Origin of the sequence: Diaphorobacter aerolatus (assembly GCF_014489535.1) — a bacterium.
Classification (GTDB): Bacteria; Pseudomonadota; Gammaproteobacteria; order Burkholderiales; family Burkholderiaceae_C; genus Diaphorobacter_A; species Diaphorobacter_A aerolatus.
Map to the genome: position 1 here is coordinate 1,401,787 of NZ_CP060783.1, position 21,647 is coordinate 1,423,433.

12 protein-coding genes and 5 pseudogenes are annotated in these 21,647 nt (G+C 63.8%); 7 read left to right on the forward strand and 10 right to left on the reverse strand.

Features of this window, described 5'->3' with window-relative positions; all coding sequences use genetic code 11:
- Positions 1–327: 327 nt before the first annotated feature.
- The 4 genes and pseudogenes from H9K75_RS06555 to H9K75_RS06570 form a co-directional block, all read right to left on the reverse strand.
- Positions 328–1,473 (reverse strand): BMP family ABC transporter substrate-binding protein, encoded by a 1,146-nt coding sequence (locus H9K75_RS06555; protein ID WP_187725160.1) that lies wholly within the window; start codon positions 1,471–1,473, stop codon positions 328–330.
- 102 nt (positions 1,474–1,575) lie between these two features.
- A pseudogene (locus H9K75_RS06560) lies at positions 1,576–2,495 on the reverse strand (ABC transporter permease).
- A pseudogene (locus H9K75_RS06565) lies at positions 2,495–3,585 on the reverse strand (ABC transporter permease). The pseudogenes H9K75_RS06560 and H9K75_RS06565 overlap by 1 nt, the downstream one beginning before the upstream one ends.
- Positions 3,572–5,157 (reverse strand): annotated as a pseudogene (locus H9K75_RS06570) (ABC transporter ATP-binding protein). The pseudogenes H9K75_RS06565 and H9K75_RS06570 overlap by 14 nt, the downstream one beginning before the upstream one ends.
- 316 nt (positions 5,158–5,473) lie before the next feature.
- Here H9K75_RS06570 and xdhA point away from each other — a divergent pair.
- From xdhA to H9K75_RS06585, 3 genes are all read left to right on the forward strand, one after another.
- Positions 5,474–6,970, forward strand: a complete 1,497-nt coding sequence (gene xdhA, locus H9K75_RS06575; protein ID WP_187725161.1) for a xanthine dehydrogenase small subunit — start codon at positions 5,474–5,476, stop codon at positions 6,968–6,970.
- The gene (xdhB, locus tag H9K75_RS06580; protein ID WP_187725162.1) at positions 6,967–9,297 is read left to right on the forward strand and encodes a xanthine dehydrogenase molybdopterin binding subunit; all 2,331 of its coding nucleotides are present in this window, start codon (positions 6,967–6,969) and stop codon (positions 9,295–9,297) included. The genes xdhA and xdhB overlap by 4 nt, the downstream gene beginning before the upstream one ends.
- A gap of 118 nt (positions 9,298–9,415) precedes the next feature.
- The gene (locus tag H9K75_RS06585; RefSeq protein ID WP_226858578.1) at positions 9,416–10,639 is read left to right on the forward strand and encodes a multidrug effflux MFS transporter; all 1,224 of its coding nucleotides are present in this window, start codon (positions 9,416–9,418) and stop codon (positions 10,637–10,639) included.
- 10 nt (positions 10,640–10,649) lie between these two features.
- Here H9K75_RS06585 and H9K75_RS23650 read toward each other — a convergent pair whose 3' ends face one another.
- The 3 genes from H9K75_RS23650 to H9K75_RS06595 all read right to left on the reverse strand — a co-directional run bounded on the left by H9K75_RS23650 (position 10,650) and on the right by H9K75_RS06595 (position 13,540).
- Positions 10,650–11,189: a GGDEF domain-containing protein gene (locus H9K75_RS23650; RefSeq protein ID WP_226858579.1), complete on the reverse strand. Its 540-nt coding sequence runs from the start codon at positions 11,187–11,189 to the stop codon at positions 10,650–10,652.
- Entirely contained in the window at positions 11,162–12,709 is a 1,548-nt protein-coding gene (locus tag H9K75_RS06590; protein ID WP_226858580.1) for a cache domain-containing protein, read from the reverse strand. The genes H9K75_RS23650 and H9K75_RS06590 overlap by 28 nt, the downstream gene beginning before the upstream one ends.
- Positions 12,710–12,916: 207 nt before the next feature.
- Positions 12,917–13,540, reverse strand: a complete 624-nt coding sequence (locus H9K75_RS06595; RefSeq protein WP_187725163.1) for a Crp/Fnr family transcriptional regulator — start codon at positions 13,538–13,540, stop codon at positions 12,917–12,919.
- A 323-nt stretch (positions 13,541–13,863) separates the two neighbouring features.
- Here H9K75_RS06595 and H9K75_RS06600 point away from each other — a divergent pair.
- Positions 13,864–14,888 (forward strand): annotated as a pseudogene (locus tag H9K75_RS06600) (porin).
- Positions 14,889–14,942: 54 nt separating this feature from the next.
- Here H9K75_RS06600 and H9K75_RS06605 read toward each other — a convergent pair.
- The 3 genes and pseudogenes from H9K75_RS06605 to H9K75_RS06615 form a co-directional block, all read right to left on the reverse strand.
- Positions 14,943–16,302 (reverse strand): annotated as a pseudogene (locus H9K75_RS06605) (glycerate kinase type-2 family protein).
- 106 nt (positions 16,303–16,408) lie between these two features.
- Positions 16,409–17,854: an aminotransferase class V-fold PLP-dependent enzyme gene (locus H9K75_RS06610; RefSeq protein ID WP_226858692.1), complete on the reverse strand. Its 1,446-nt coding sequence runs from the start codon at positions 17,852–17,854 to the stop codon at positions 16,409–16,411.
- 79 nt (positions 17,855–17,933) lie between these two features.
- A complete protein-coding gene (locus H9K75_RS06615) occupies positions 17,934–18,401 on the reverse strand; it encodes a Rid family detoxifying hydrolase (RefSeq protein WP_187725165.1) in 468 nt (155 codons plus the stop codon).
- Between the two features lie 523 nt (positions 18,402–18,924).
- On the opposite strand from H9K75_RS06615, the gene H9K75_RS06625 reads away from it, so the two are divergent.
- From H9K75_RS06625 to H9K75_RS06635, 3 genes are all read left to right on the forward strand, one after another.
- Positions 18,925–20,379, forward strand: coding sequence for a cache domain-containing protein (locus tag H9K75_RS06625; RefSeq protein ID WP_187725166.1), 1,455 nt, complete (start codon positions 18,925–18,927; stop codon positions 20,377–20,379).
- On the forward strand, positions 20,376–21,047 hold the full coding sequence (locus H9K75_RS06630; RefSeq protein ID WP_187725167.1) for a response regulator: 672 nt from the start codon (positions 20,376–20,378) through the stop codon (positions 21,045–21,047). Before H9K75_RS06625 ends, H9K75_RS06630 begins: the two co-directional genes overlap by 4 nt.
- A 62-nt stretch (positions 21,048–21,109) precedes the next feature.
- Positions 21,110–21,562 carry an HIT family protein gene (locus H9K75_RS06635; RefSeq protein ID WP_187725168.1) on the forward strand — a complete coding sequence of 151 codons (453 nt, stop codon included), beginning with the start codon at positions 21,110–21,112 and terminating at the stop codon, positions 21,560–21,562.
- Positions 21,563–21,647 lie beyond the last annotated feature (85 nt).

Sequence of the window (21,647 nt, forward strand, 5' to 3'; positions counted from 1 at the left end):
TTTTGACAGCCGTGTTGTTTGAATGCGCAGCAGCCCTCACCCCGCCCTCTCCGCAAGCGGGCGAGGGGGCAATACCGAATGGCTGGCCGTACAAAGACTGCCCAAGCGGGAAACGACCACACCCCTCGGCCGGAGCGTGCCTGCGCAGCCCACATGGCCTCTGAACCCACAGCACCAACGGCAAGCGTGAGCAACAACGCATGAGAGGCCGTATTGCCGCCCCAAAACGACAAGCCATCGAAGCCGCAAAGGCTTCGTAACACCCAAAAAAAACCCTCTCCGCGTGCGGCAGAGGGCAGTAGAAAAAGAAAGAAAGAAACGGACGCCTTACTTCGCGCCGGGCACGGTCCCTTCAATTCCATTCACATAAAAATTGATGCCGCGAAGAAAAGCATCATCCGCCTTCGCCCCTGCGGCCAATAACTCCTTGCCGGTGTTGTCCTTGATCGGCCCGGTCCAGACGGCAAACGAACCATCCTTCATGCCGTCACGCGCCTTCGCCACCTTGTCCTTGATTTCCTGCGGCACGTCGTCGGCGATCTTCTTCAGGTCGATCGCGCCTTCCTTCACGCCCCACCAGAAATTGCCGGTCTGCCACTTGCCCGCGAGCTTGTCTTCGACGACCTTGGTGTAGTACGGAGTCCAGTCGATCACGGCAGAGCCCAGGTGCGCCTTGGGTGCAAATGCGCTCATGTCGCCATCCTTGCCGAAGGCGCGTACACCGCGCTCTTCGGCGGTCTTGAGCACTGCGGGCGAATTGGTGTTCTGGTACATCACGTCCACACCGCCGTTGATCAGGCTGGTGGCGGCCTCGGACTCCTTGGGAGGCGCAAACCATTCGTTCACCCACACGACCTTGGCCTTGATCGAGGGATCGATGCTCTGCGCGCCGAGCACGAAGCTGTTGATGTTGCGCACCACTTCGGGGATCGGCACGGAGGCCACCACGCCCACCGTCCTGGTCTTGGTCATCGCACCGGCGACGATGCCTGCAAGGTATGCGCCCTCGAAGGTCTTGGTGTCATACACGGCGACGTTGTCCGCCGTCTTGTAGCCCGTGGCATGTTCGAAATTCACGTCCTTGAGATCACCTGCCACCTTCTGCACGAACTCCTGGTAGCCAAAGCTGGTTGCAAAAATCAGCTTGTTGCCCTGCCCTGCCATGTCGCGCATGACACGCTCGGCGTCGGCAGACTCGGGCACGCTCTCGACCATCGAGGTCTCGATCTTGTCGCCGAATTTTTCCTGGATTGCCTTGCGTCCGAGCTCGTGCTGGAAGGTCCAGCCGCCATCGCCAATCGGGCTCACGTAGACATAGCCGATCTTCAGTTTCCCGGCGGCGGGAGCGGCGGCAGCCGGTGCCGGCGCAGGCGCGGCGGCTTCTTCCTTCTTGCCGCAGGCGGTCAGCACCGCGACGGACATGGCCGACAGGCCGATCATCTTGATCAGAGCACGCTTGCTCACAGTACGCATGGAAAGATCCTCTTCTTGGAAAACGTATGAACGACAGACAGACACACAGCCACGGAGGCTGCACGCAAACGGGCGCATTCTTGCTGTTGTTGGACTTGGTTGTCATGACCCGGGATAGAAAGGCTTGCCGAGCGACGCCGGCATGTTGGCGCGAATCCACGTGGGGTTTCGCGAGATCAGCACCAACACCACGATGGTGGCCAGATACGGCAGCATCGACAGCACCTGGCTCGGCAACTGCACACCCGTGGCCTGCAGGTGAAACTGCAGCATCGTCACGCCGCCGAACAGATAGGCACCCAGCAACACGCGCGCCGGTCGCCAGGTGGCAAACGTGGTGAGCGCCAATGCGATCCAGCCGCGTCCGGAGACCATGCCCTCGACCCACAGCGGCGTGTAGACCGTGGAGATATAGGCACCGGCAAGACCGCACATTGCGCCGCCGAACATCACCGCCATCAGGCGAATGCGACGCACCGGATAACCGAGTGCGTGCGCTGACGCCGGTGACTCGCCCACCGCGCGCAGCACGAGGCCGGCACGCGTGCGGTACAGAAACCAGATCATCACGATCACCAGCACGACGGTCAGATAAACCATCGGGTGCAGGGTGAACAGCGCGGGTCCGACCACCGGCAGATCGGCCAGACCGGGGATCGCGTACTTGGGCAGCTCAGGAAGCCGCGCCTGCACGTAGTTCAGCCCGATGAAGGCCGAGAAGCCCCGCCGAACAGCGACAGCGCGAGCCCAGTGGCGTACTGGTTGGTGTTCAGCCAGATCACCAGCAGCCCGAACAGGCCCGCGAGCAATGCGCCCACCGCCATGCCCGCAGCAAAACCCACCCAGGTATTGCCCGAGTGCACCACGGCGGCGAAGCCCGCGATGGCCGAACACAGCATCATGCCTTCGGCGCCGAGATTGACGACGCCGGATTTCTCGTTGATCAACAGACCCAGCGCGGCCAGCGCCAGCACCGTGCCTGCGGACAGCGTCGAGCCAAGGAGCAGTGCATAGGACTCCATCACAGCGCTCCCTTCACCGCAACGGGCCGAGGCACACGCGATGTCCAGCGAATGCGGTAGGCCACGAGCGTGTCGCAGGCCAGCAGCGTGAACAACAGCAGCCCCTGGAACACGCCCGTCAATGCCTTGGGCAGGCCAAGGCGGGACTGCGCGAGTTCACCGCCGATGTAGAACATGCTCATCAAAATGGCCGAGAACACCATGCCCACGGGATGCAGCCGCCCGACAAAGGCCACGATGATCGCGGCAAAGCCGTACCCGGCGGGCACATAGGGCGTGAGCTGACCGAGCGGCCCGGCCACTTCAAGCGCCCCGCGAGACCCGCCGCCGCGCCCGAAATCAACAGCGCAGTCCAGAGCGAGCGGCGCGAGGAGAAGCCCGCATAGCGCGCCGCCGCAGGAGAGATGCCGCCCACCTGAAGCGCGAAACCGGCGCGCGTGCGAAACAGAAACACCCAGAGCAGCGCAGCGCCGACCAGCGCGATCACCACACCGATGTTCATGCGAAATCCCTGCACCAATTTGGGAATCTGCGTGACCCGCTCGAACATCTTGGTCTGCGGAAAGTTGTAGCCCGCCGGGTCCTTCCACGGACCATAGACCAGGTAGCCGAGAAACAGCGTCGCGACATACACGAGCATCAGGCTGACCAGGATTTCGTTGGCATTGAACCTGTCACGCAGCAGCGCGACGATGCCTGCCCACAGCATGCCGCCCACCATGCCGGCGATCAGGATCGCCGGAACGATCCACGGCCCGGAATTCTTGTCGGCCAGCAGCGCCATGCCGCCCGCCGCGACCGCGCCGATCACGAACTGCCCTTCCGCGCCGATGTTCCACACGTTGGAGCGAAAGCACACCGCGAGCCCGAGTGCGATCAGCAGCAGCGGCGTGGCCTTGATGGTGAGTTCCGCAAGCGCGTAGCCGGACTTGACCGGCTCCCAGAAAAACGCCTGCAGACCGCGCACCGGATCCTTGCCGAGCAGCGCAAACAGGCACACGCCGATCACCACCGTGATCGCGAGCGCCAGCACCGGCGAGCCCCAGGTCCAGTATTTCGACGGCTGGGGACGTGGTTCAAGCTTGAACATCGGCGCCTCCCCTGCTCGCGACCGGGTTCGTGGGGCTGTGGGTGCTGGCATTCCACAGCCCGCTCATCCATTCGCCGATCAATTGCACGGTCGCATCCGCGCGGGGAATCGAGGGGGAGAGTTGCCCCTTGGCCACCACATGCAGTCGATCACAGATTTCAAACAATTCGTCCAACTCCTCGCTGAGCACCAGCACGGCGCAGCCAGCATCGCGCAGCTTCAGGATTTCGCCATGGATCTGCGCCGCCGCGCCCACGTCCACGCCCATGTGGGCTGCGAGACGATCAGCAGAGTGGGCTCGGCATCGATCTCGCGGCCCACGATGAATTTCTGCAGGTTGCCACCCGACAACGACTGCGCCGCAGCCTGCGGTCCGCCCGCCTTGACGTTGAAGCGCGTGATGATGTCGCGCGCCTGATGCTGCAGCCGGCGCATGTGAATCCAGCCGCCGCGCCCCACCGCCGTCTTGCGCGTGAGCAGCAGATTGTGCGCGAGACTCATGCTCGGCACGGCGCCCCGGCCAAGACGCTCCTCGGGCACGAAATGCAGACCGAGCGCGCGGCGCTTGCCTGGCCCCATGCGGCCCGCGTCCCTGCCCGAGACCTGGATCATCGCGGGCGCGGCGCGCGTGTCCTCGCCAGACAGCGCATACAGCAGCTCGCGCTGGCCATTGCCGGACACGCCCGCGATGCCCACGACCTCACCCTCGCGAACCTCCAGATCGATGTCGGCCAGATCGACGCCGAACTGGTCAAGGCGCGGCAGGCTCAACTCGTTGACTTTGAGGACCACCGGCCCCACCCTGGATTCGCGGTGTTCGAGCCTGGGCGGCTCGGAGCCGATCATCATGCGCGAGAGCGATGCATTGGTTTCCCTGGAAGGATCGCAAACACCGGTCACCACACCGCCGCGCAGCACCGTGCAGGCAGTGCACAGCGAACGGATTTCATGCAGCTTGTGACTGATGTAGAGAATCGAGCAGCCCTCGCTCGCGAGCCGACGCAGCACGACGAACAGCTTCTCCACCGCCTGGGGCGTGAGCACCGAGGTCGGCTCGTCCAGAATCAGCACGCGCGGGCGGGTCAGCAGCGCGCGGATGATTTCCACGCGCTGCATTTCGCCCACCGAGAGCGTGTGCACCGGACGATGGGGATCGACCTCCAGGCCGTATTCCCGGGCCGTGGCGTCCACGCGCTCGATGACTTCGGCGAGCGCCATGCTCTTGTCGAGACCCAGCCACACGTTCTCGGCCACGGTCAGCGTGTCGAACAGGCTGAAGTGCTGGAACACCATGGCAATGCCCAGTTGGCGCGCCTCCTGCGGATTGCGGATCTGCACCGGCTGGCCGTCGACAACGATGCTGCCCTCATCGGGTTTGACCGCGCCGTAGATGATCTTCATCAACGTTGACTTGCCCGCGCCGTTCTCACCCAGAATGGCATGCACCTCGCCCGCAAGCACCGTGAGCGATACACCATCATTTGCCACGACTGCTGGGTATCGCTTGGTGATACCCGTAAGCTGCAATCGAGGCGCAGCCGAGGGCGAAAAATTCTGGTCAGAGAAAGTCATGCGCGAGATTGTCTCTTAGTTGCAAAGGGTTATGCGTCCAGACGGCATTCCATCCAGCGGCCACATAAGTGCATCGCTACGGTTTTCGCAGCGAATCGGTCGTGTTGCGGCTGACTGCCCTGCCCTGCCCTGCGATCATCGAAAGCAAGATGCGAGCCCACAATCGCCAGTGCCGATGGGCCAAGATGGAGCGGCTTCAGCGCAGCGCCCAAAGCTGTCATAGTGTTGCAGACATTGGCGGCCTGCCGCCATTGATAAATTTAGCGAGTCGTTCGCACTTACCCTTATCCGACCGATCTGACGAGACTGGCATTCCATGAGCAATACCCGCCCCCTGCGCTTCATCCGTCGCGGACGGACCGTCACCCTGAACGGCATCGCAGCAGACCGCACGCTGCTGGAGGTGCTGCGCGAAGACCTCGCATGCACCGACACCAAGGAAGGTTGCGGCGAAGGCGACTGCGGCGCCTGCACCGTCGTGCTGGGCTCGGTGCGCGATGGCGCGGTGCATTACCAGTCGATCAACAGCTGCATCCGTCTGGCGCATTCGATAGACGGCATGGCGTTGTGGACCGCTGGTGACCTCGCCAGCGATCCGCTCATCGAACGGGCGAATCAGACCGCTGGCGGACTGCATCCGGCGCAGCAGGCCATGGTTCAGTGCCATGGATCGCAGTGCGGTTTCTGCACGCCTGGCTTCGTGATGAGCCTGTTCGGCATGTACCAGAACCATGTCTGCAAGGATCGGACGATCACGCGCGAGCTGGCGGTGGAAGAACTGTCGGGCAACCTCTGCCGCTGCACCGGCTACCGCCCGATCTTCGAGGCCGCGCAGGGCATGGCCGAGCTGCCGCGCATACAGGTCAACGAGGCCGCGCTGCTCCGGCAACTCGCCGCGCTGAACGACGCGCCTCCATTGCAGGACGCAGCCTATCTTGCGCCCACGACGCTCGGCGCGCTGCTGCGGGCACGCGCCGATCATCCGCAAGCACTGATTGCTGCGGGCACGACCGATGTGGGACTATGGATCACCAAGATGCACAGGCAGTACGCCCAAGTCCTCGACGTGACGCGTGCAGCCGAACTGCTGCGCATCGACACCCACGAGCGCCACATCCAGATCGGAGCCGCCGTCTCGCTGACCGATGCGTTCGCCGTGCTGGCCCGGCACTGGCCTCAGCTTCACCGCTTTGCCACGCGCTTTGCGGGCGTGCCGGTGCGCAACTCCGGCACGCTTGGCGGCAATATTGCCAACGGCTCGCCCATCGGCGATTCCATGCCGTTGTTGATCGCGCTCGGTGCCGACATCACGCTCGCGAGCGTGCGCGGCGAACGCCGCATGGCGCTCGAAGACTTCTACACCGGCTACCGTAAGAACCTGCTGGCGAGCGACGAGTTGCTCACGGCGATCCACGTGCCGCTGCCCGTGCCGGGACAGCAGCTTGCGGCCTACAAGATTTCCAAACGGTTCGACGACGATATTTCCGCCGTCTGCCTGGCCATCAACCTGCAGATGGAAGACGGCGTGATTGCGAACGCGCGCATCGGTGCCGGCGGCGTGGCGGCGACACCGGCACGCGCGGTGCAGACCGAGGCATTGCTGGCCTCGAGAAAATGGGATGAAGCGCTCGCAAGCGAGGCCGGAGAGTCTCTGCAGTCCGAGTTCAATCCGATCTCCGACATGCGCGCGAGCAGCGCCTACCGCCGGGAAATGCTGGGCGCGTTAATGCGGCGTTTCTGGTTTGAATCCGCCCTGCCTGCCGGCCAGCGCACGGGCCTTGACACACTCAAGCCACTGGAGGTGCTGGCATGAACACCCGTGACACGCACAGTGAAGCCGCGGCCCCGCTCGCGCCGTCCGCCGTCGGCACATCGCACATCCACGAGAGCGCACGCGTCCAGGTTGCCGGTGCCGCAACCTACATCGACGACATCCCCGAAATCAAGGGCACGCTGTACGCCGCGCCGATTCTCTCGGATGTTGCCCACGGCACGCTCGACGGCGTCGATGCGAGCGCCGCGCTCGCCATGCCGGGGGTGCGCGATGTCGTGCTCAGCGCGGACATTCCGGGCGACCCGATACTTGCCGCGTTTGCGCATGACGAACCGGTGTTCGCCATCGACAAGGTGCAGTTCGCCGGTCAGGTGATCGGCCTCGTGATCGCCGAGACGGTCATGCAGGCACGCCGTGCCGCGCGCGCCGTGAAATTGCAGATCACGCCGCTGCCCGCAATTCTGTCGTTGCAGCAGGCACTCGAGGCCAAGAGCTACGTGCTGCCGCCGGTGCACGTGCGGCGCGGCGACGCGGCAGGCGCGCTGAGCGCGGCAAGGCACCGACTGCAAGGCAGCTTCGAGGTCGGCGGGCAGGAACATTTTTATCTCGAAGGCCAGATCGCTTACGCACTGCCGCTTGAGCAGAACCAGTGGGCGATCCATTCGAGCACACAGCATCCGGGCGAGGTGCAGCACTGGGTGGCGCACGCCCTGGGTCTGGAGAACAGCGCCGTGCGCGTCGAGTGCCGACGCATGGGCGGCGGCTTCGGCGGCAAGGAAACGCAGGCCGGGCATCTCGCGGTGTGGGCCGCGATTGCCGCCAACAAGACAGGCACTCCGGTAAAGCTGCGCCTTGATCGCGATGACGATTTTCTGGTCACCGGAAAGCGCCATCCGTTTGGCTACGAATACGACGTGGGCTTTGACGACTCGGGGCGCATCACGGGCCTGAAACTTCAGCTTGCGGCCAACTGCGGTTTCAGCGCCGACCTGTCCGGCCCGGTGGCGGACCGCGCCGTTTTCCACAGCGACAACGCCTACTTCCTGGAAGACGTGGACATCGCATCGTTTCGCTGCAAGACCCACACGCAAAGCCATACCGCGTTTCGCGGCTTCGGCGGACCGCAGGGCGTGATCGCCATCGAGGCCATCCTCGGCGACATCGCGCGCGCCCTGCATCTGGACGCCTTCGACGTGCGCATGCGCAACCTCTACGGCACGACGGATCGCAACCTCACGCACTACCAGATGAAGGTGGAGGACAACATCCTGCACGACCTGCTGCCGCAACTGGAGCGAAGCTCGAACTACCGAAAGCGCCAGCAGGCCGTTGCGCACTGGAACGCAGGCAACGCGGTCATCAAGCGGGGCCTCGCGATCACGCCGGTGAAGTTCGGCATCAGCTTTACTGCCACGCTGTTCAATCAGGCCGGTGCGCTCGTCAATGTCTACACCGACGGCAGCGTGCAGGTGAATCACGGTGGCACGGAAATGGGACAGGGTCTGCACACCAAGGTGGCGCAAATCGTGGCCGATGAGTTGGGCGTGCCGTTCGAGCGCGTGATCATCACCGCGAGCGACACCAGCAAGGTGCCCAATGCAAGCGCAACGGCCGCATCGAGTGGCACCGATCTGAACGGCCGCGCCGCGCAATTCGCGGCACGCAACATCCGCGACAACCTCGCCGCGTATGTCGGCGGCCTCGACGCTGTGGGAGCCGGTGCGGTGGAGTTCGCCGGTGGCAAGGTCATCACGCCCAGGTGCACGCGCGACTGGAACGATGTCGTCAAGGAGGCATACGCCAACCGCATTCAATTGTGGAGCGACGGCTTCTACCGCACGCCCAAGATTCACTACGACAAGACCACGCTCACGGGCCGCCCGTTCTACTATTTCGCCTACGGCGCGGCATGCTCCGAGGTGGCCATCGACACGCTCACGGGAGAGTCCCGCGTGCTCGCGGTGGACATCCTGCATGACGTGGGCCGCAGCATCAATCCGGCCATCGATATCGGCCAGATCGAGGGCGGCTTCGTCCAGGGCATGGGCTGGCTCACCACCGAGGAACTGGTCTGGAGCGAAAACGGCCTGCTCGCCACGCACGCGCCCAGCACCTACAAGATTCCGGCAACGGGCGATATCCCGGAGCACTTCCACATCGACTTCTGGCACGAGGCCAATCGCGAAGACAACGTGGGCGGCAGCAAGGCCGTCGGCGAGCCGCCGTTCATGCTGGCGATCAGCGTCTACGAGGCGCTGCGCAACGCCATCGCCGCAGCGCGCGAGGGCAACGAAGCGGCACCGGTGAGGCTCACCGCACCGGCCACGGCCGAGAGTGTGCTGCGCGCGCTCGGGCGATTGTCGTGACCTGAAATTTTTTAAACGCCGACTGCGGGGCCAATGACATGACGCGCCGTGAGGAAATCCGGCGCGCTGCGCAACCCGTGCGAAGTTCCACACGACAATCCGCGACAATCGCGCCCCTATGTCTTTTTCTTCCTCGAACTCCTCCACGGTTTCCATGCGCATGGTGGTGATCCTTGGCCTGCTCTCGGCCATTGGTCCGTTCGCCATCGACATGTATCTGCCCGCGCTGCCGCAGATCGGCGCGAGCCTGAACGCACCCGTTGGAGCGGTGCAGGCCAGCCTCACGGCATTCTTCATCGCCTTGGGACTGGGCCAGCCGATATTCGGTTCGCTCTCGGACATGTGGGGACGCAAGAAGCCGCTCTATCTCGGGCTGGCGATCTTCATTGCGGCAAGCGTCGGCTGCGCGTTCGCGCAGAACATTCAAACGCTGGTCGCGCTGCGTTTCGTCCAGGGCCTGGGCGCGGCGGCGGGCATGGCGATACCGCGTGCCGTGGTGCGCGATCTGCATACCGGGCACGAAGCGGCTCGCATGATGTCGCTTTTGATGCTGGTGTTCAGCGTCTCGCCGATTCTTGCGCCGCTTGCGGGCAGCGGCGTGATCGCGCTGGGCGGCTGGCGCCTGGTGTTCTGGGCAGTGACGCTCGCGGCCGTGCTCGGTTTGGCCGCAATGGTGCGCGGCCTGCCCGAAACCCGCGATGCCGCCGCGCGCAACGAAAGCAGCATCGCCGACGTGCTCAAGGCCTATGCCTTGCTGCTGCGCGACTGGCACTACCTCGGTCTCGTATTCATCGGAGCAACCGCGATGGCGGGCTTTTTTGTCTATCTCGCGGGTTCGCCGTTCGTGCTGATCAACCACTACGGCCTGTCGGCCACGCAGTACAGTCTGGCCTTTGCGTTCAATGCCATTGCGTTCATCGGAGCCGCCCAGTTCACCGGGCCACTGGGCCAGCGCTACGGCCTCGTGAACATCGTCAAGCTCGCGGCATCGGCCTGCGGCGTGGTGATGTCCTGCCTGCTGGCCTACTACCTGCTCGGTGGCGACAAGCTCGTGGTATTGATCGCCCTGTACTTCACCGCCAGTGGACTGATGGGGTTGGTGATTCCGACGACCTCGGTCCTGGCGCTCGACGATCACGGCGACATCGCCGGAACCGCGTCCGCGCTGCTGGGCACCCTGCAAATGCTCACGGGTGCCATTGCGATGCAGATCGTCGGCCTGTTCTCGAACGGCAAGCCACTGCCGATGGTGATCGGCATGGCGGCGGGCGCGCTCACCGGTGTGCTGCTCACATGGATCACGCTGAGCGGCGACAGGCACACCGCGAAGCAGAAGCATTGAGGACCAGGGCCTAGACGGCCACGGTCTTGTCCGCCACTTCGCGCAGCATGATGCGGTTGCGGCCCGCGCGCTTGGCGTAATAGCACGCCATGTCGGCGGCGCGCAGCCACGGCGTCACGTCGTCCAGATCCGCTGGCGCAACGACAATTCCGATGCTCACCGTCGTGGTCGAGGTCTCGCCCTCATGGCTGAACTCCCATTCCGCAATCGAGGCGCGCACATGCTCGGCGATCATTTCGGCGCGCTCTGCCGAACAGTGGGGCAATACCACGGCGAACTCGTCACCCCCGAGACGCGCCACCCAGCCGACATGCCGCGCCAGCTCGTCAAGAAGATTGGCGAACTGCCGCAGCAGGATGTCGCCCGCCTCGTGCCCCAGGCGGTCGTTGACGAGCGTGAAATGGTCCAGATCGACATGCAGCAGCGCGATGCCGTTGTCCGCGCCGTCGGTCCCGTGTTCCTTGCGGCGTGCCAGCATTGCGCGCACGCGCTCCAGGAAGGCCGCACGGTTGGGCAGATTGGTCAGCAGGTCGTGCGAGTGGACCCACATGGGTTTGCGCCGTTCATCCCGTGCGGACGTGATGTCTTCGAGCACCCACACCGCCGCCATGGCCGAGCGTCGATCAAGTGCCATGCGCCCGACGACGCGCGCCCACAACTGGCTTCCGTCCTTGCGGCGCAGCGCGAACTCTCCTTCGTAGCCGCCGCGCGATGCCGCCCCTCGCGCATCTGCCGCGCCAGATCGCCAAAGTGCTGGTCGTCGGCAAACAATTGCCGCACCGACTGCCCTTCGAGTTCGGCGCGCGAGTAACCGAGCATCAGGCTCGCCTGCTGGCTCAGCAGTTCCAGCACGTCATTGCGCGTGATGACGATGCCGATCGGTGCCTGCTCCAGAATGCCCTGCAATTGCAGCCGCGAAAATTCCGCCTGATGACCATGATGCTGCTGCTGCGCTTCGAGGTGATCGAGCGCTCCCGCCAGCAGCTCGGCTTCGGCGGACGCGGGCGGCGTCGCGCCCGACGGATCATCGTTCAGCAGAATGCCCTGTGCGCGCCGGTGCAGTCGCGTGAGCGGTGATGCCACCCACGCCATGCAAAGCACCGCGATCAGCGCCACTAGCAGCACGCTGGCCGCCGCGAGCCACCACGAGCGCCGCTGGGCACCTTGCAGTGGCGCCATCAGCGCACGGGAATCGGTCACCCTCGCCACCCACCATTCGGGCATGGGCACGCCCGCCATGCTGACCAGATGATCGCTGACCGTTTCCGTCTCGCCGCGCCCCGTGGTGACGGGCTTGAGTTCCGAGCGCCAGCGCGTATAGACCGGCCCGATGCCCGGCTCGGTCTTGATGTTGCCCATCACGCGTTCGAGCTGCGGATGCGACAGGATCACGCCGTCCGAGGTGAACACGATCAGCCGCGAATCATCGCGCGCCGGCAGTCCCAGCGAATGCGGCAGCAGACCCTGTGACTGAAGCCTCAGCACTCCGCCCACCACACCAAGCACCTTGCCTTCGTCGTTGACCAGCGGGAGCGTGAGCATGATGCGCGCCGCGCCAGGTCGATCACCGATCACGCCCGAAACCAGCGGCTTGCCCTGCACCATGGTGCGCAGAAGAATGTCGCGCTCGTCGGCATCGACGTCCGATGCGGACTCCGACTTGCCATTCTGCAGGTTCAGGATCAGCCGGCCATCACGGCGCGCGATCTCCATCGAATCGAAGAAACGCAGCGCCGGAAGCCCCTGCTGCAGCATCCACTCGAGCAACGAGGGCGACTGCAACATCTGCGGCGTGATGCCATCTGCGAGCGTGCTCAACACCTTCTGGCTCTGCTCGATCTTGCTGGCGAGCAGGCGCGCAACCAGTTCGACCTCGTCGGTCTGCTGACGCACGAGCCGTCCGGCGACTTCCTCGCCCGAAGCACGCGAGACCACCCATGCGGTCACGGTTCCGGCCAGCGCCACCGCCAGAAAGACGATCAGCATCAGGCGCCGCACCAGCGGACCAGGGATGTGCATTTCCGGGAACAGGCCGACGCCGCGTTCGGCGTGCGCTTCGCCGCCCGTCATCGCGGGTCTCCTTGCGGCGAAGGGACACACCAGGCCTGGAGTGCAAGAAATGCTGTGCGGAACATGGCGTTGGCAGACGGCGTGGAGCCCACGCTTACATCAGAATGACACCAATATACGGGGCCGCGGTTGCGCCGCCGTTGGGATAAATACCCGATTCAGAGAAATCCCTGATGCGGAGTCGAGCGCGAGTGGGCGACAACAAGCTCAGCAGCGCGCCACGTTCTGCAAAGCGGAAGGCTGCGGAAGACTCAGCACGTTGCCGGTTCCCGCGATGAGCCCATGTTCGCGCAAATGGCGCAGCACGCGGGAAAAGGTTTCTGGTGCGATGCCCAGTTGCGCGGCGATGAGGCGCTTGCGTTGCAGCAGCGTGACCTGCAGGCTGCCATCCTCGGCCGGCGAGGCATTGCGCAGCAGCCACTGGGCGCAGCGCGCCTCGGCGTCTTGCGCGAGACGACTGACCGCAAGTTCGGTCTGCTGCATGTAGCCAGCGGCCATGTCGCGCACCAGCGTCTGGGTTTCGCGGGACAGAGCGGTATAGGCCTTGCGGAACTCCGCCAGCGGCAAACGCCGCAGGCACACCTGGGTGTCGGCGACGATGTCCACGGGATAGGACTGTTCCATGATCACCGGCGCCGCATCCAGCCAGATCGGTCCTTCCACCATGCCGAGCTGGTGACGCAACTGGCCCGAATCAAGCAGCCCGAACAACACCCGCCCGCTGTCCAGATAGATCACGCTGTCGGGGCGCTGCGAGCGTTCACGCAGCACACGGCCAGCCTGGACGATTTCTGGCGGGACGGCAGTATGGGATGAAGACAGTGGGAGCATGGGCCTGTACTTTGCAGTCCTCACCCGCATTGCACATTGAGACAAGTCAAAACACACGTGCCCCGGAATTGCCAAAAGTCAATTCAATTGTTAAGCACAGATTGATGTAGCCACGCTCCTAACCCACAACGGACTGGCTTGGATACGCGGTGCGCTACAAACAACACTTCCTGCTGAAAATCAAAAAAACGCTGGCGGCACGATGTTTGCTTTTCGACAATTTACCCGTCGTCACAAATTCGTCATTCAACGGGTGTGTCGGTGAATCTTCAGTGAGACCCACCAAGCCATCTGGCGATCCTTTTATTCAGCAGGAGAAAACCATGAAAAAAAACATGCTGGCCATTGCGGCAGCGACCCTTTGCGCGACCGGCGCGTTGGCCCAAAGTTCGGTGAAGGTGACCGGTATCAGCGACGTCTTCATGGGCTCCATGAAGATGGCTGGGACGCTGATCGCACCAATGTGGTGAACAGCGGCGGCCTGACCACGTCATGGTTCGGCTTCACGGGCAGCGAAGACCTGGGCAGCGGCCTCAAGGCCAATTTCCAGTTGACCTCGTTTCTACAGACCGACACCGGCACGCAGGGCCGCTTCCCCGGCGACACCTTTTTCTCGCGCGACGCCAACGTCAGCCTGTCCGGCGGTTTCGGCTCGGTGATGCTCGGTCGCTGGATGGCGCCCAACTTCCTGCCCTCGGTGGTGGCGAACCCGTTGGGCGATTCGTTCGTGTTCGCTCCGCTGATCCTGCACATCAACGTGCCGCTGTTCAACCGCAGCGGCTGGCAAGCCACGACGCCCGCCGACACCGGCTGGAGCAACCAGCTCGTCTACAGCACGCCCGACATCGGCGGCTTCAAGGCGAACCTGCAGTACCAGTTCGGTGAAAAGACCGGGGACAACAAAAACAAGAAGAACGTGGGCGCCAACTTCTTCTACTTCGGTGGCCCGCTGACGGTGACCGGTTTCTACGAGCGCGCGCAGATCGCCAATCCCGGCGCCGGTGACTACCTCGGCACGACCAAGACCGCCTGGATGCTGGGCGGTGCCTATGACTTCAAGGTGGTCAAGCCCTATCTGACCTACGGCCAGTCCGAAGCCGACAACACCGACGTCGAAGCCAAGACGCTGCAGGTGGGTGCTTCGGTGCCGCTCGGTGCCGGTGCTCTGGTGGGTTCATGGGCCAAGACCAAGCTGTCGGGCGTGGACACGAACCGCAAGACGCTGACCGTTGGCTATGACTACAACCTGTCCAAGCGCACCGATGTGTACGCCATGGTCATGAACGACAAGATCACGCATTACAACTCGGGTACGAGCTACGGCGTGGGCATTCGCCACCGCTTCTGATCGCGCAGGCAACGCGCGAACGCTCAGGGCGTTTGCGCGTTGCGCTCCAAAACCTCAAAGCACCAGCAGCGCGCGAAAATCATTGACGTTGGTGTTGGTCGGCCCGGTGACGAGCAGATCGCCAATGGCGTCGAAATAGCCGTAGGCGTCATTGCGATCGAGCGCGTCGGCGACCTTGAGCCCATGGGCCTCGGCGCGAGCCAGCGTGTCCGGCGTGACGAACGCGCCCGCGTTGTCCTCGATGCCGTCGATGCCGTCGGTGTCGGCCGCCAGTGCCCACACGTCGGGCTGAGCCTGCAGCGCCTGCGCCAGGCCAAGGCAGAATTCCCCCGCACGACCGCCGCGCCCCTTGGAGCTGCCCTCGGGCTGTGGCCGGATCGTCACGGTCGTTTCTCCACCGCTCAAGATCACGCAGGGGCGCGCGAACGGCTCGCCGTGCTTCGCCGTGGCTCTCGCAAGGGCCGCATGAACCCGGCCGACCTCGCGCGATTCGCCTTCGATCTCGTCGCTCAGGACATGCACCGCGAGCCCCGCCGCGCGCGCCGCCCCGGCTGCGGCCTGCAGCGACTGCATGGGTGTGGCGATCAGTTGCACGCTCTGCCCCGCAAACACGGCGTCGCCCGGCTTGGGCGTTTCAAGCTCGCCCGCTCCAGTTGCGCGATCACCGTTTGCGGCACCGAAATGCGGTAGCGCCTGAGAATCGCCAGTGCGTCCGCGCAGGTGCTGGCATCGGCGACCGTCGGTCCGCTGGCGATGATGGCGGGATCATCGCCCGGCACGTCGCTGATGGTGAGCGTCACGACCCGCGCCGGAGCGCAGGCCGCCGCCAGGCGTCCGCCCTTGATGCGCGAGAGATGCTTGCGCACGCAGTTCATCTCCGAGATATTCGCGCCGCTTGCCAGCAGGGCCTTGTTGATGTCCTGCTTGTCGGCCAGCGTCAGTCCATCGGCGGGCAGGGTCAGCAGGGATGATCCGCCACCGGAGATCAGGCACAGGACCAGATCGTCCTTGCTCAAGCCCTGGACCATCTGCAAGATGCGCTCCGCCGCCTGCATGCCGGCCGCGTCCGGCACGGGATGCGCGGCCTCCACGATTTCCACGCGCTGCCTGACCCCTGCGCACGTTCGGGAATATGTCCGTAGCGCGTGACCACCAGCCCGGACATTGCCGCATCCTCGGGCCACAGCGCTTCGACCGCCTGCGCCATCGCTGCACCTGCCTTGCCCGCACCGATGACGACGGTGCGGCCCCTTGGCGGCTCGGGCAGATGCTCCTTCAAGGTATGCAGGGGTTGCGCCCGCCGCACTGCGACCGCGTAGAGCGAAAGCAAAAAGCCGCGAGGATCGCGGCGAAAATCCGGCGCGGCTGCGGCGGCGATGGATTCGAGAGAAGGGTTTGCGGCGTGCGAGGACATGTCCAAATTGTACGGAGCGAATGCGCCTGGGCATTCCCCTCCCACCACGTTGCGTGCGGCTTCGCGCCGCGCGCAACGTGGTGCCCGCCGACGCGGGTCACATGCCTCAGGCCATCTTTTTCGACAGGTCCCACATCGCATCGACCACCAGATCGACGTCCGTGGCGTCATGCCACAGATGGGTGGACAGGCGCACACCGTAATGTTCCGCCGCTGCCCCGATCACCGGGAAATTGGAGTTGCGGATCTGGAAACCCTGCGGATAGTCGCTTGCCATGCGCGCCACGAATTGCGAGGACTTCTGGCTGTTCATCACGTCATCCTTGTTCTGGAACGGATTGAACGAGGTCAGCGCCGACACCAGCTTGGGATCGTCCTTGGGCGCATACAGCGATGCGATACCCCAACGCTCGACGATCTTTTCCTTCAGATACGCCGAGAGCGCCAGGTCGTAGGTCTCGACTTTCTTGCGTCCGAGTTCATCCCACATCGCGCATGCACGTACCAGCGACGCGAACATCGGCGTATGCACGCTGCCGCAACTGGTGATGGTTGCCGCGATGTCGTAGGTTGCGGTGCCGTTGGTGGTGCGCTCGAGATCCGAGTACGAGCTTGTGTGGATCGGATACCACTTGGGCAGCGGCAGCGGATTGGACGCGCGGATCTTGTTGCGCACGACCAGGATGCCGGTGGAACCCGGGCCGCACTGCCACTTGTGGCCCGCGCCCGACATGAAGTCCATGCCAAGGTCCGCGTAGTTGTAGGCCATCATGCCCGGCAGGTGGGCTCCGTCCACGATGCTGATGAGCTGATGCGCCTTCACCACCGTCATCAGATCGGCGATGGGCAGCATGGTGCCGGTCTTGTAGGTCGGCGAGGACCACATCATCGCGCGCACCCGCTTGCCCTGCGCCTTGAGCGCGCGAATGCGTTCGTCGAACAGGTTCACATAGGTCGCCGCGGTCTGGTTGTTGCCCACCGGCATGGGGATGCGCGAGACCTCGATGCCATAGCGATTCGTCGCGATCTTGAGCGGTGTGTCGCCGCCGCCGTGCTCATGGTTGGTGGTCACCACCACGTCGCCGGGTTCCCAGTCGATCCCGAGAATCGCGTGGCACATTCCCGATGAGGTATTGGCCGAAAACGCCAGTTCGTCCGGGTCCACGCCGAATCCCGGCGCCGCAGCCTTGCGCAGATCGAGCAGATTGGAATAGCCGTTGAGGCAGTCCACCGCCTTCGCGCGATTGAGCGAGGAAAACTCGTCGAGCACCACGGTTGGCATGGAGCCCGCCGTGCCGATGTTCATGAAGGTTTTCTGCGGATTGAGCACGAACATGCCCTGCACGCTCGACCAGAAGGCCTCGTCCTTGACCAGCTCCGCGCGCAGCGCCTCGGTGGTCGACTGCGCGTTGCTGCTGCCGCAGGCGGCCAGCATCGGGCCGAGCGCCGCGGCTCCCGCGCCATAGCCCATCATGCGCAGAAAATCGCGTCGCTTGGAAGTCCAGGCGCTGGTTGCCTGCGCCGAATCCGCCGCGCAGTTGTCACTCGACATCGTGGGGGTTGTTGCCTGATTCATGGAAGCCTCCGTGGGAAAGGAAATTGCAATCGGATCGATCAATCAAGGTTCTCGGTCAGCGGCGACCGACGACGGCGGCGATTTCGATCTTCACGTCACGCGGCAGGCGCGCCACCTCGACCGTCGCGCGCGCCGGTGCGGCCGACTTGAAGTACTCGCCGTACACCTTGTTCATCGCACCGAATTCATTGAGGTCCTTCATGTAGACCTGCGTGGCGAGCACGTCCTCGTAGCCGAGGCCCTGGCTCTTGAGCTTGGCCCCGATGAAATCGAGAACCGCACGCGTCTGCTCCTCGATCGTGGTGCCGGCGATCGCCGTGCCCGCTGCATTGAGCGGCAGCACGCCGGAGAAATAGATCGTGTTGCCGTGCGAGACCATCTGCGAATACGGACCGATGGCCGGATAGATCTGATTGGTGGAAAGCACCTCACGCTTGGACGGCGCCGCGCAGCCGACCAATGCCAATGCGCTGATCGCCGCGCCGCATGCCAATACCAGTCGAAGTGTTGTGTTGCGTTTCATCCATCAGCTCCTCTTTGAAGAAAAGAAATCCGTCGACGATGATCTTTATTTGCACAAACAACAGGTATTTACTCGACACGAGGCGGGCAAAACATGCAGTTTCAAATCAACGTCGGCGAATGGATTTTAGAAACGGAAAACACCAGCGCGGTCATGTTTTTTCCCCTACGCAGTAATACGCAAATCAATCCACGCAATACTACGTAGCAGCGTTCAAAGGAAACATAAAAATACAAAATGCACAAAAAACATAATCGCACTCATCTTTTTGGAGCACACCCCAAACGGCGGAAATTATGATTTTCATAGCGCTCAAGCTAAATTCCACAGGCATCACACGCCATATTCACCAAGAATGGGCACGTAGCTCCCGAATTTTCCGATTCTTTTATTTGGTGCGCGCTCCGAATATATTCCGCGCTCTGGAATTAATGGAGTGATTGGTTACACCTCGGGAAAAACCGCTTGACGCGTTTCATGGATCGGCAATCATTTGGGTCATGCGAAAAGGCTTCTCATAATCATGCAACTGCGCATCAAACTGATATTGATGGCGGCCATTCCCGTGGGCGTGGCACTGATTTGCATGGGGATTACCGTGCGACACCAAACCATGGCGCTTGCCAACGAAGAGCGCGCGCTGGTGGAGTCCGCGTATCTGCACAGCAAGGAAGCCGAATTGCGCCAATATGTGGAACTGGCGCTCAGCACGGTGCTGCGATTTGCGGGTCAGCCCTCGGGCGGCGCGGCGCTCAGCGAGGCCGAACGCCAGCAGCAGGCCGTGAACGCGGTCGCCCAGTTGAAGTTCGGCGACGACGGCTATTTCTTCCTCTACGACCAGCGCGGCAATCTGCTCGTGAACCCCGGGCAGATGGCGGTGCCCAACGTGGACCTGTGCGATCCCAACCAGCCTGCGGGCCAGATCCCCGCGCGGCTCATCGTCGATACCGGCCTGTCTGGCGGCGGGCTGGTGCGTTACGACTGGCACAAGCCGTCTTCCCAAGCCACGGTTGCCAAGCTCGGTTACGTGCTCCAGGTGCCGGGCTGGAACTGGGTGATCGGCACGGGCCTGTATCTTGACGACGTCGAGCAGGCGCTTAGGCGCCTCGACGAGCGAGCCAAGCAGAACATTGCGGCCACGCAGCAGCGCATCTACTGGATCGCGGCGGTCTGCATGGTGCTGATCGCCGCCGCCGGGGTGCTGCTCAACCTCAAGGATCACCGCATCTCGAGCGCCAAGCTCAGGCGCCTGGCCCAACGCGTGGTGCACTCGCAGGAGGAAGAGCGCGCCCGCCTCGCGCGGGACCTGCATGACGGCGTCGTGCAGGTGCTGGTGTCGTCCAAGTTCCTGCTTGAGACCGCGCAGTTGCAGCACACGCAGCAAGCGAGCCCGCAGCAGCCTCCGGTGAATGCGGCGCTCGACAAGGGGCTGGCTCGGCTCAACGACGCACTCGTTGAAATCCGCCGCGTCTCGCATGGTCTGCGCCCCGCGCTGCTCGACGATCTGGGCCTGCCGGCAGCGCTCTCGCTGATGTGCGAGCAGATGGGCGACGGCGCGCAAGGCACGGGAATCGCGGTGCATTTCGAGCAAACCGGCGACGCCCTGCCGATCCCCAACACCCACGCCACGGCCCTCTACCGCGTGGCGCAGGAAGCGGTCAAGAACGCCTGCATGCATGCGTCTGGCGCGAGCACCGTGGTGGTGTTGCTGCAATATGTTCCGCGGATGATGACGCTCGTAGTGCAGGACAACGGGCCGGGCTTCGACATCCATCGCATTCTGTCGGACGGCAGCAGCGGCATCGGCCTGCGCAACATGCGCGAGCGCGTCGATGCGCTCGGCGGCCAGTTCCAGATCGTCTCGAGCCGTGTTGGCACGCGCATCATCGCCACGCTGCCCCTGCGCGCCGACGCCGAAATCGACCGAGACGCCGTGCAGCCGCACTCCCGTTTTGACTCCAGCTACGCACCCGCATGACAATCACCAACCACACCATCCGTGTCCTGCTCGTCGATGACCACCCCCTCGTGCGCGACGGCGTGCGCATGCGGCTGGAGGCGACGCCCCACATCCGCGTCGTGGCCGAGGCGGGCTGCGCCGACGAGGCGTTCGCACTCGCTGGCACCGCCCTGCCGGACATCGTGCTCACCGACATCCGCATGCCAGGTGCGAGCGGCATTCAGCTCACTGCACGCTTTCGCGAACACCATCCGCTGGTGCGCGTGCTGGTGCTGTCGATGCACCACGATGAGGAATACGTGCGGCGTGCCATGGCACTCGGTGCCAGCGGCTACGTGCTCAAGGACTCTCCCGCGCAGCAACTCGTCGAAGCCATCGAGCGGGTGCACGCGGGGCGCATGTTCCTGAGTCCTGCCATCGAGACCTTGCTGCACGCGCAGCTCGACGACGTGGGCAACGAGCGCTCCAACCGCACCCTGACCCCGCGCGAGGCCACCGTGCTCCAGTTGCTGGCGCAGGGCCGCTCCAACAAGGAAATTGCCGAGCTGATGGGCTCCTCGGTGCGCACGGTGGAAACGCACCGGCTGCACCTGCGCCGCAAGCTGCGCATCGACGGTCGCGCCGCGCTGGTCAAATACGCCGTGGACCACGCCGACCTGCAGATGCAGCCCTCCTTCCAGGCCTGACCGCTGCGCCAGCTTAGACTTGGGGTCTGTTGGCACAACGCCATCGCTTCAGGAGACGGATCTTGCCCAAATTCGTGGACACTTCACCGCCCGGTCAATGCATTTTCTGCCGCCTGGTCTCGCGCGAGATTCCCGCGGCCGTGGTGTTCGAGGACGAACTGACCATTGCCTTCATGGACCTCGGCCAGGTCACGCCCGGCCATGTGTTGGTCGCGACCCGGCGACATGCCCAAACGCTGTACGACCTCGACGACGCCGAAGCGGCTGCCGTCATGCAGACCGCGCGCCGCATCGCGTTGGCCGCGCGCAAGGCGTTTCCATCGGCGGGTCTCAGCCTGCTGCAGGCCAACGGTGCAGAGGGCGGACAGACCGTTGGCCACTTTCACATGCACGTGGTTCCGCGCCACGCCGATGACGGGATCGATCTGACCTGGCCGCGCAAGGAACCCGGCGGCGCCATACTTGCCGACTACGCCGAGCGCCTGAAAGCGGCCCTTGCCGAATCGCCCCACTGAGCGCAACGCGCCGCCAACACGCTGGTTCTGACCGCAAGACGCTCTCATCATTGAACTTTCACGCGCTGTCCTGACTCTTACCCAG

Excerpts from the sequence above, each read along its gene's own strand:
- H9K75_RS06610 (WP_226858692.1), bottom strand. The coding sequence starts at position 17,854 with ATGTCGAGTGACAACTGCGCGGCGGATTCGGCGCAGGCAACCAGCGCC.
- H9K75_RS06590 (WP_226858580.1), bottom strand. The coding sequence starts at position 12,709 with ATGACGGGCGGCGAAGCGCACGCCGAACGCGGCGTCGGCCTGTTCCCG.
- xdhA (WP_187725161.1), top strand. The coding sequence starts at position 5,474 with ATGAGCAATACCCGCCCCCTGCGCTTCATCCGTCGCGGACGGACCGTC.
- H9K75_RS06595 (WP_187725163.1), bottom strand. The coding sequence starts at position 13,540 with ATGCTCCCACTGTCTTCATCCCATACTGCCGTCCCGCCAGAAATCGTC.
- xdhB (WP_187725162.1), top strand. The coding sequence starts at position 6,967 with ATGAACACCCGTGACACGCACAGTGAAGCCGCGGCCCCGCTCGCGCCG.
- H9K75_RS06615 (WP_187725165.1), bottom strand. The coding sequence starts at position 18,401 with ATGAAACGCAACACAACACTTCGACTGGTATTGGCATGCGGCGCGGCG.
- H9K75_RS23650 (WP_226858579.1), bottom strand. The coding sequence starts at position 11,189 with ATGTGGGTCCACTCGCACGACCTGCTGACCAATCTGCCCAACCGTGCG.
- H9K75_RS06625 (WP_187725166.1), top strand. The coding sequence starts at position 18,925 with ATGCAACTGCGCATCAAACTGATATTGATGGCGGCCATTCCCGTGGGC.
- H9K75_RS06585 (WP_226858578.1), top strand. The coding sequence starts at position 9,416 with ATGTCTTTTTCTTCCTCGAACTCCTCCACGGTTTCCATGCGCATGGTG.
- H9K75_RS06630 (WP_187725167.1), top strand. The coding sequence starts at position 20,376 with ATGACAATCACCAACCACACCATCCGTGTCCTGCTCGTCGATGACCAC.
- H9K75_RS06555 (WP_187725160.1), bottom strand. The coding sequence starts at position 1,473 with ATGCGTACTGTGAGCAAGCGTGCTCTGATCAAGATGATCGGCCTGTCG.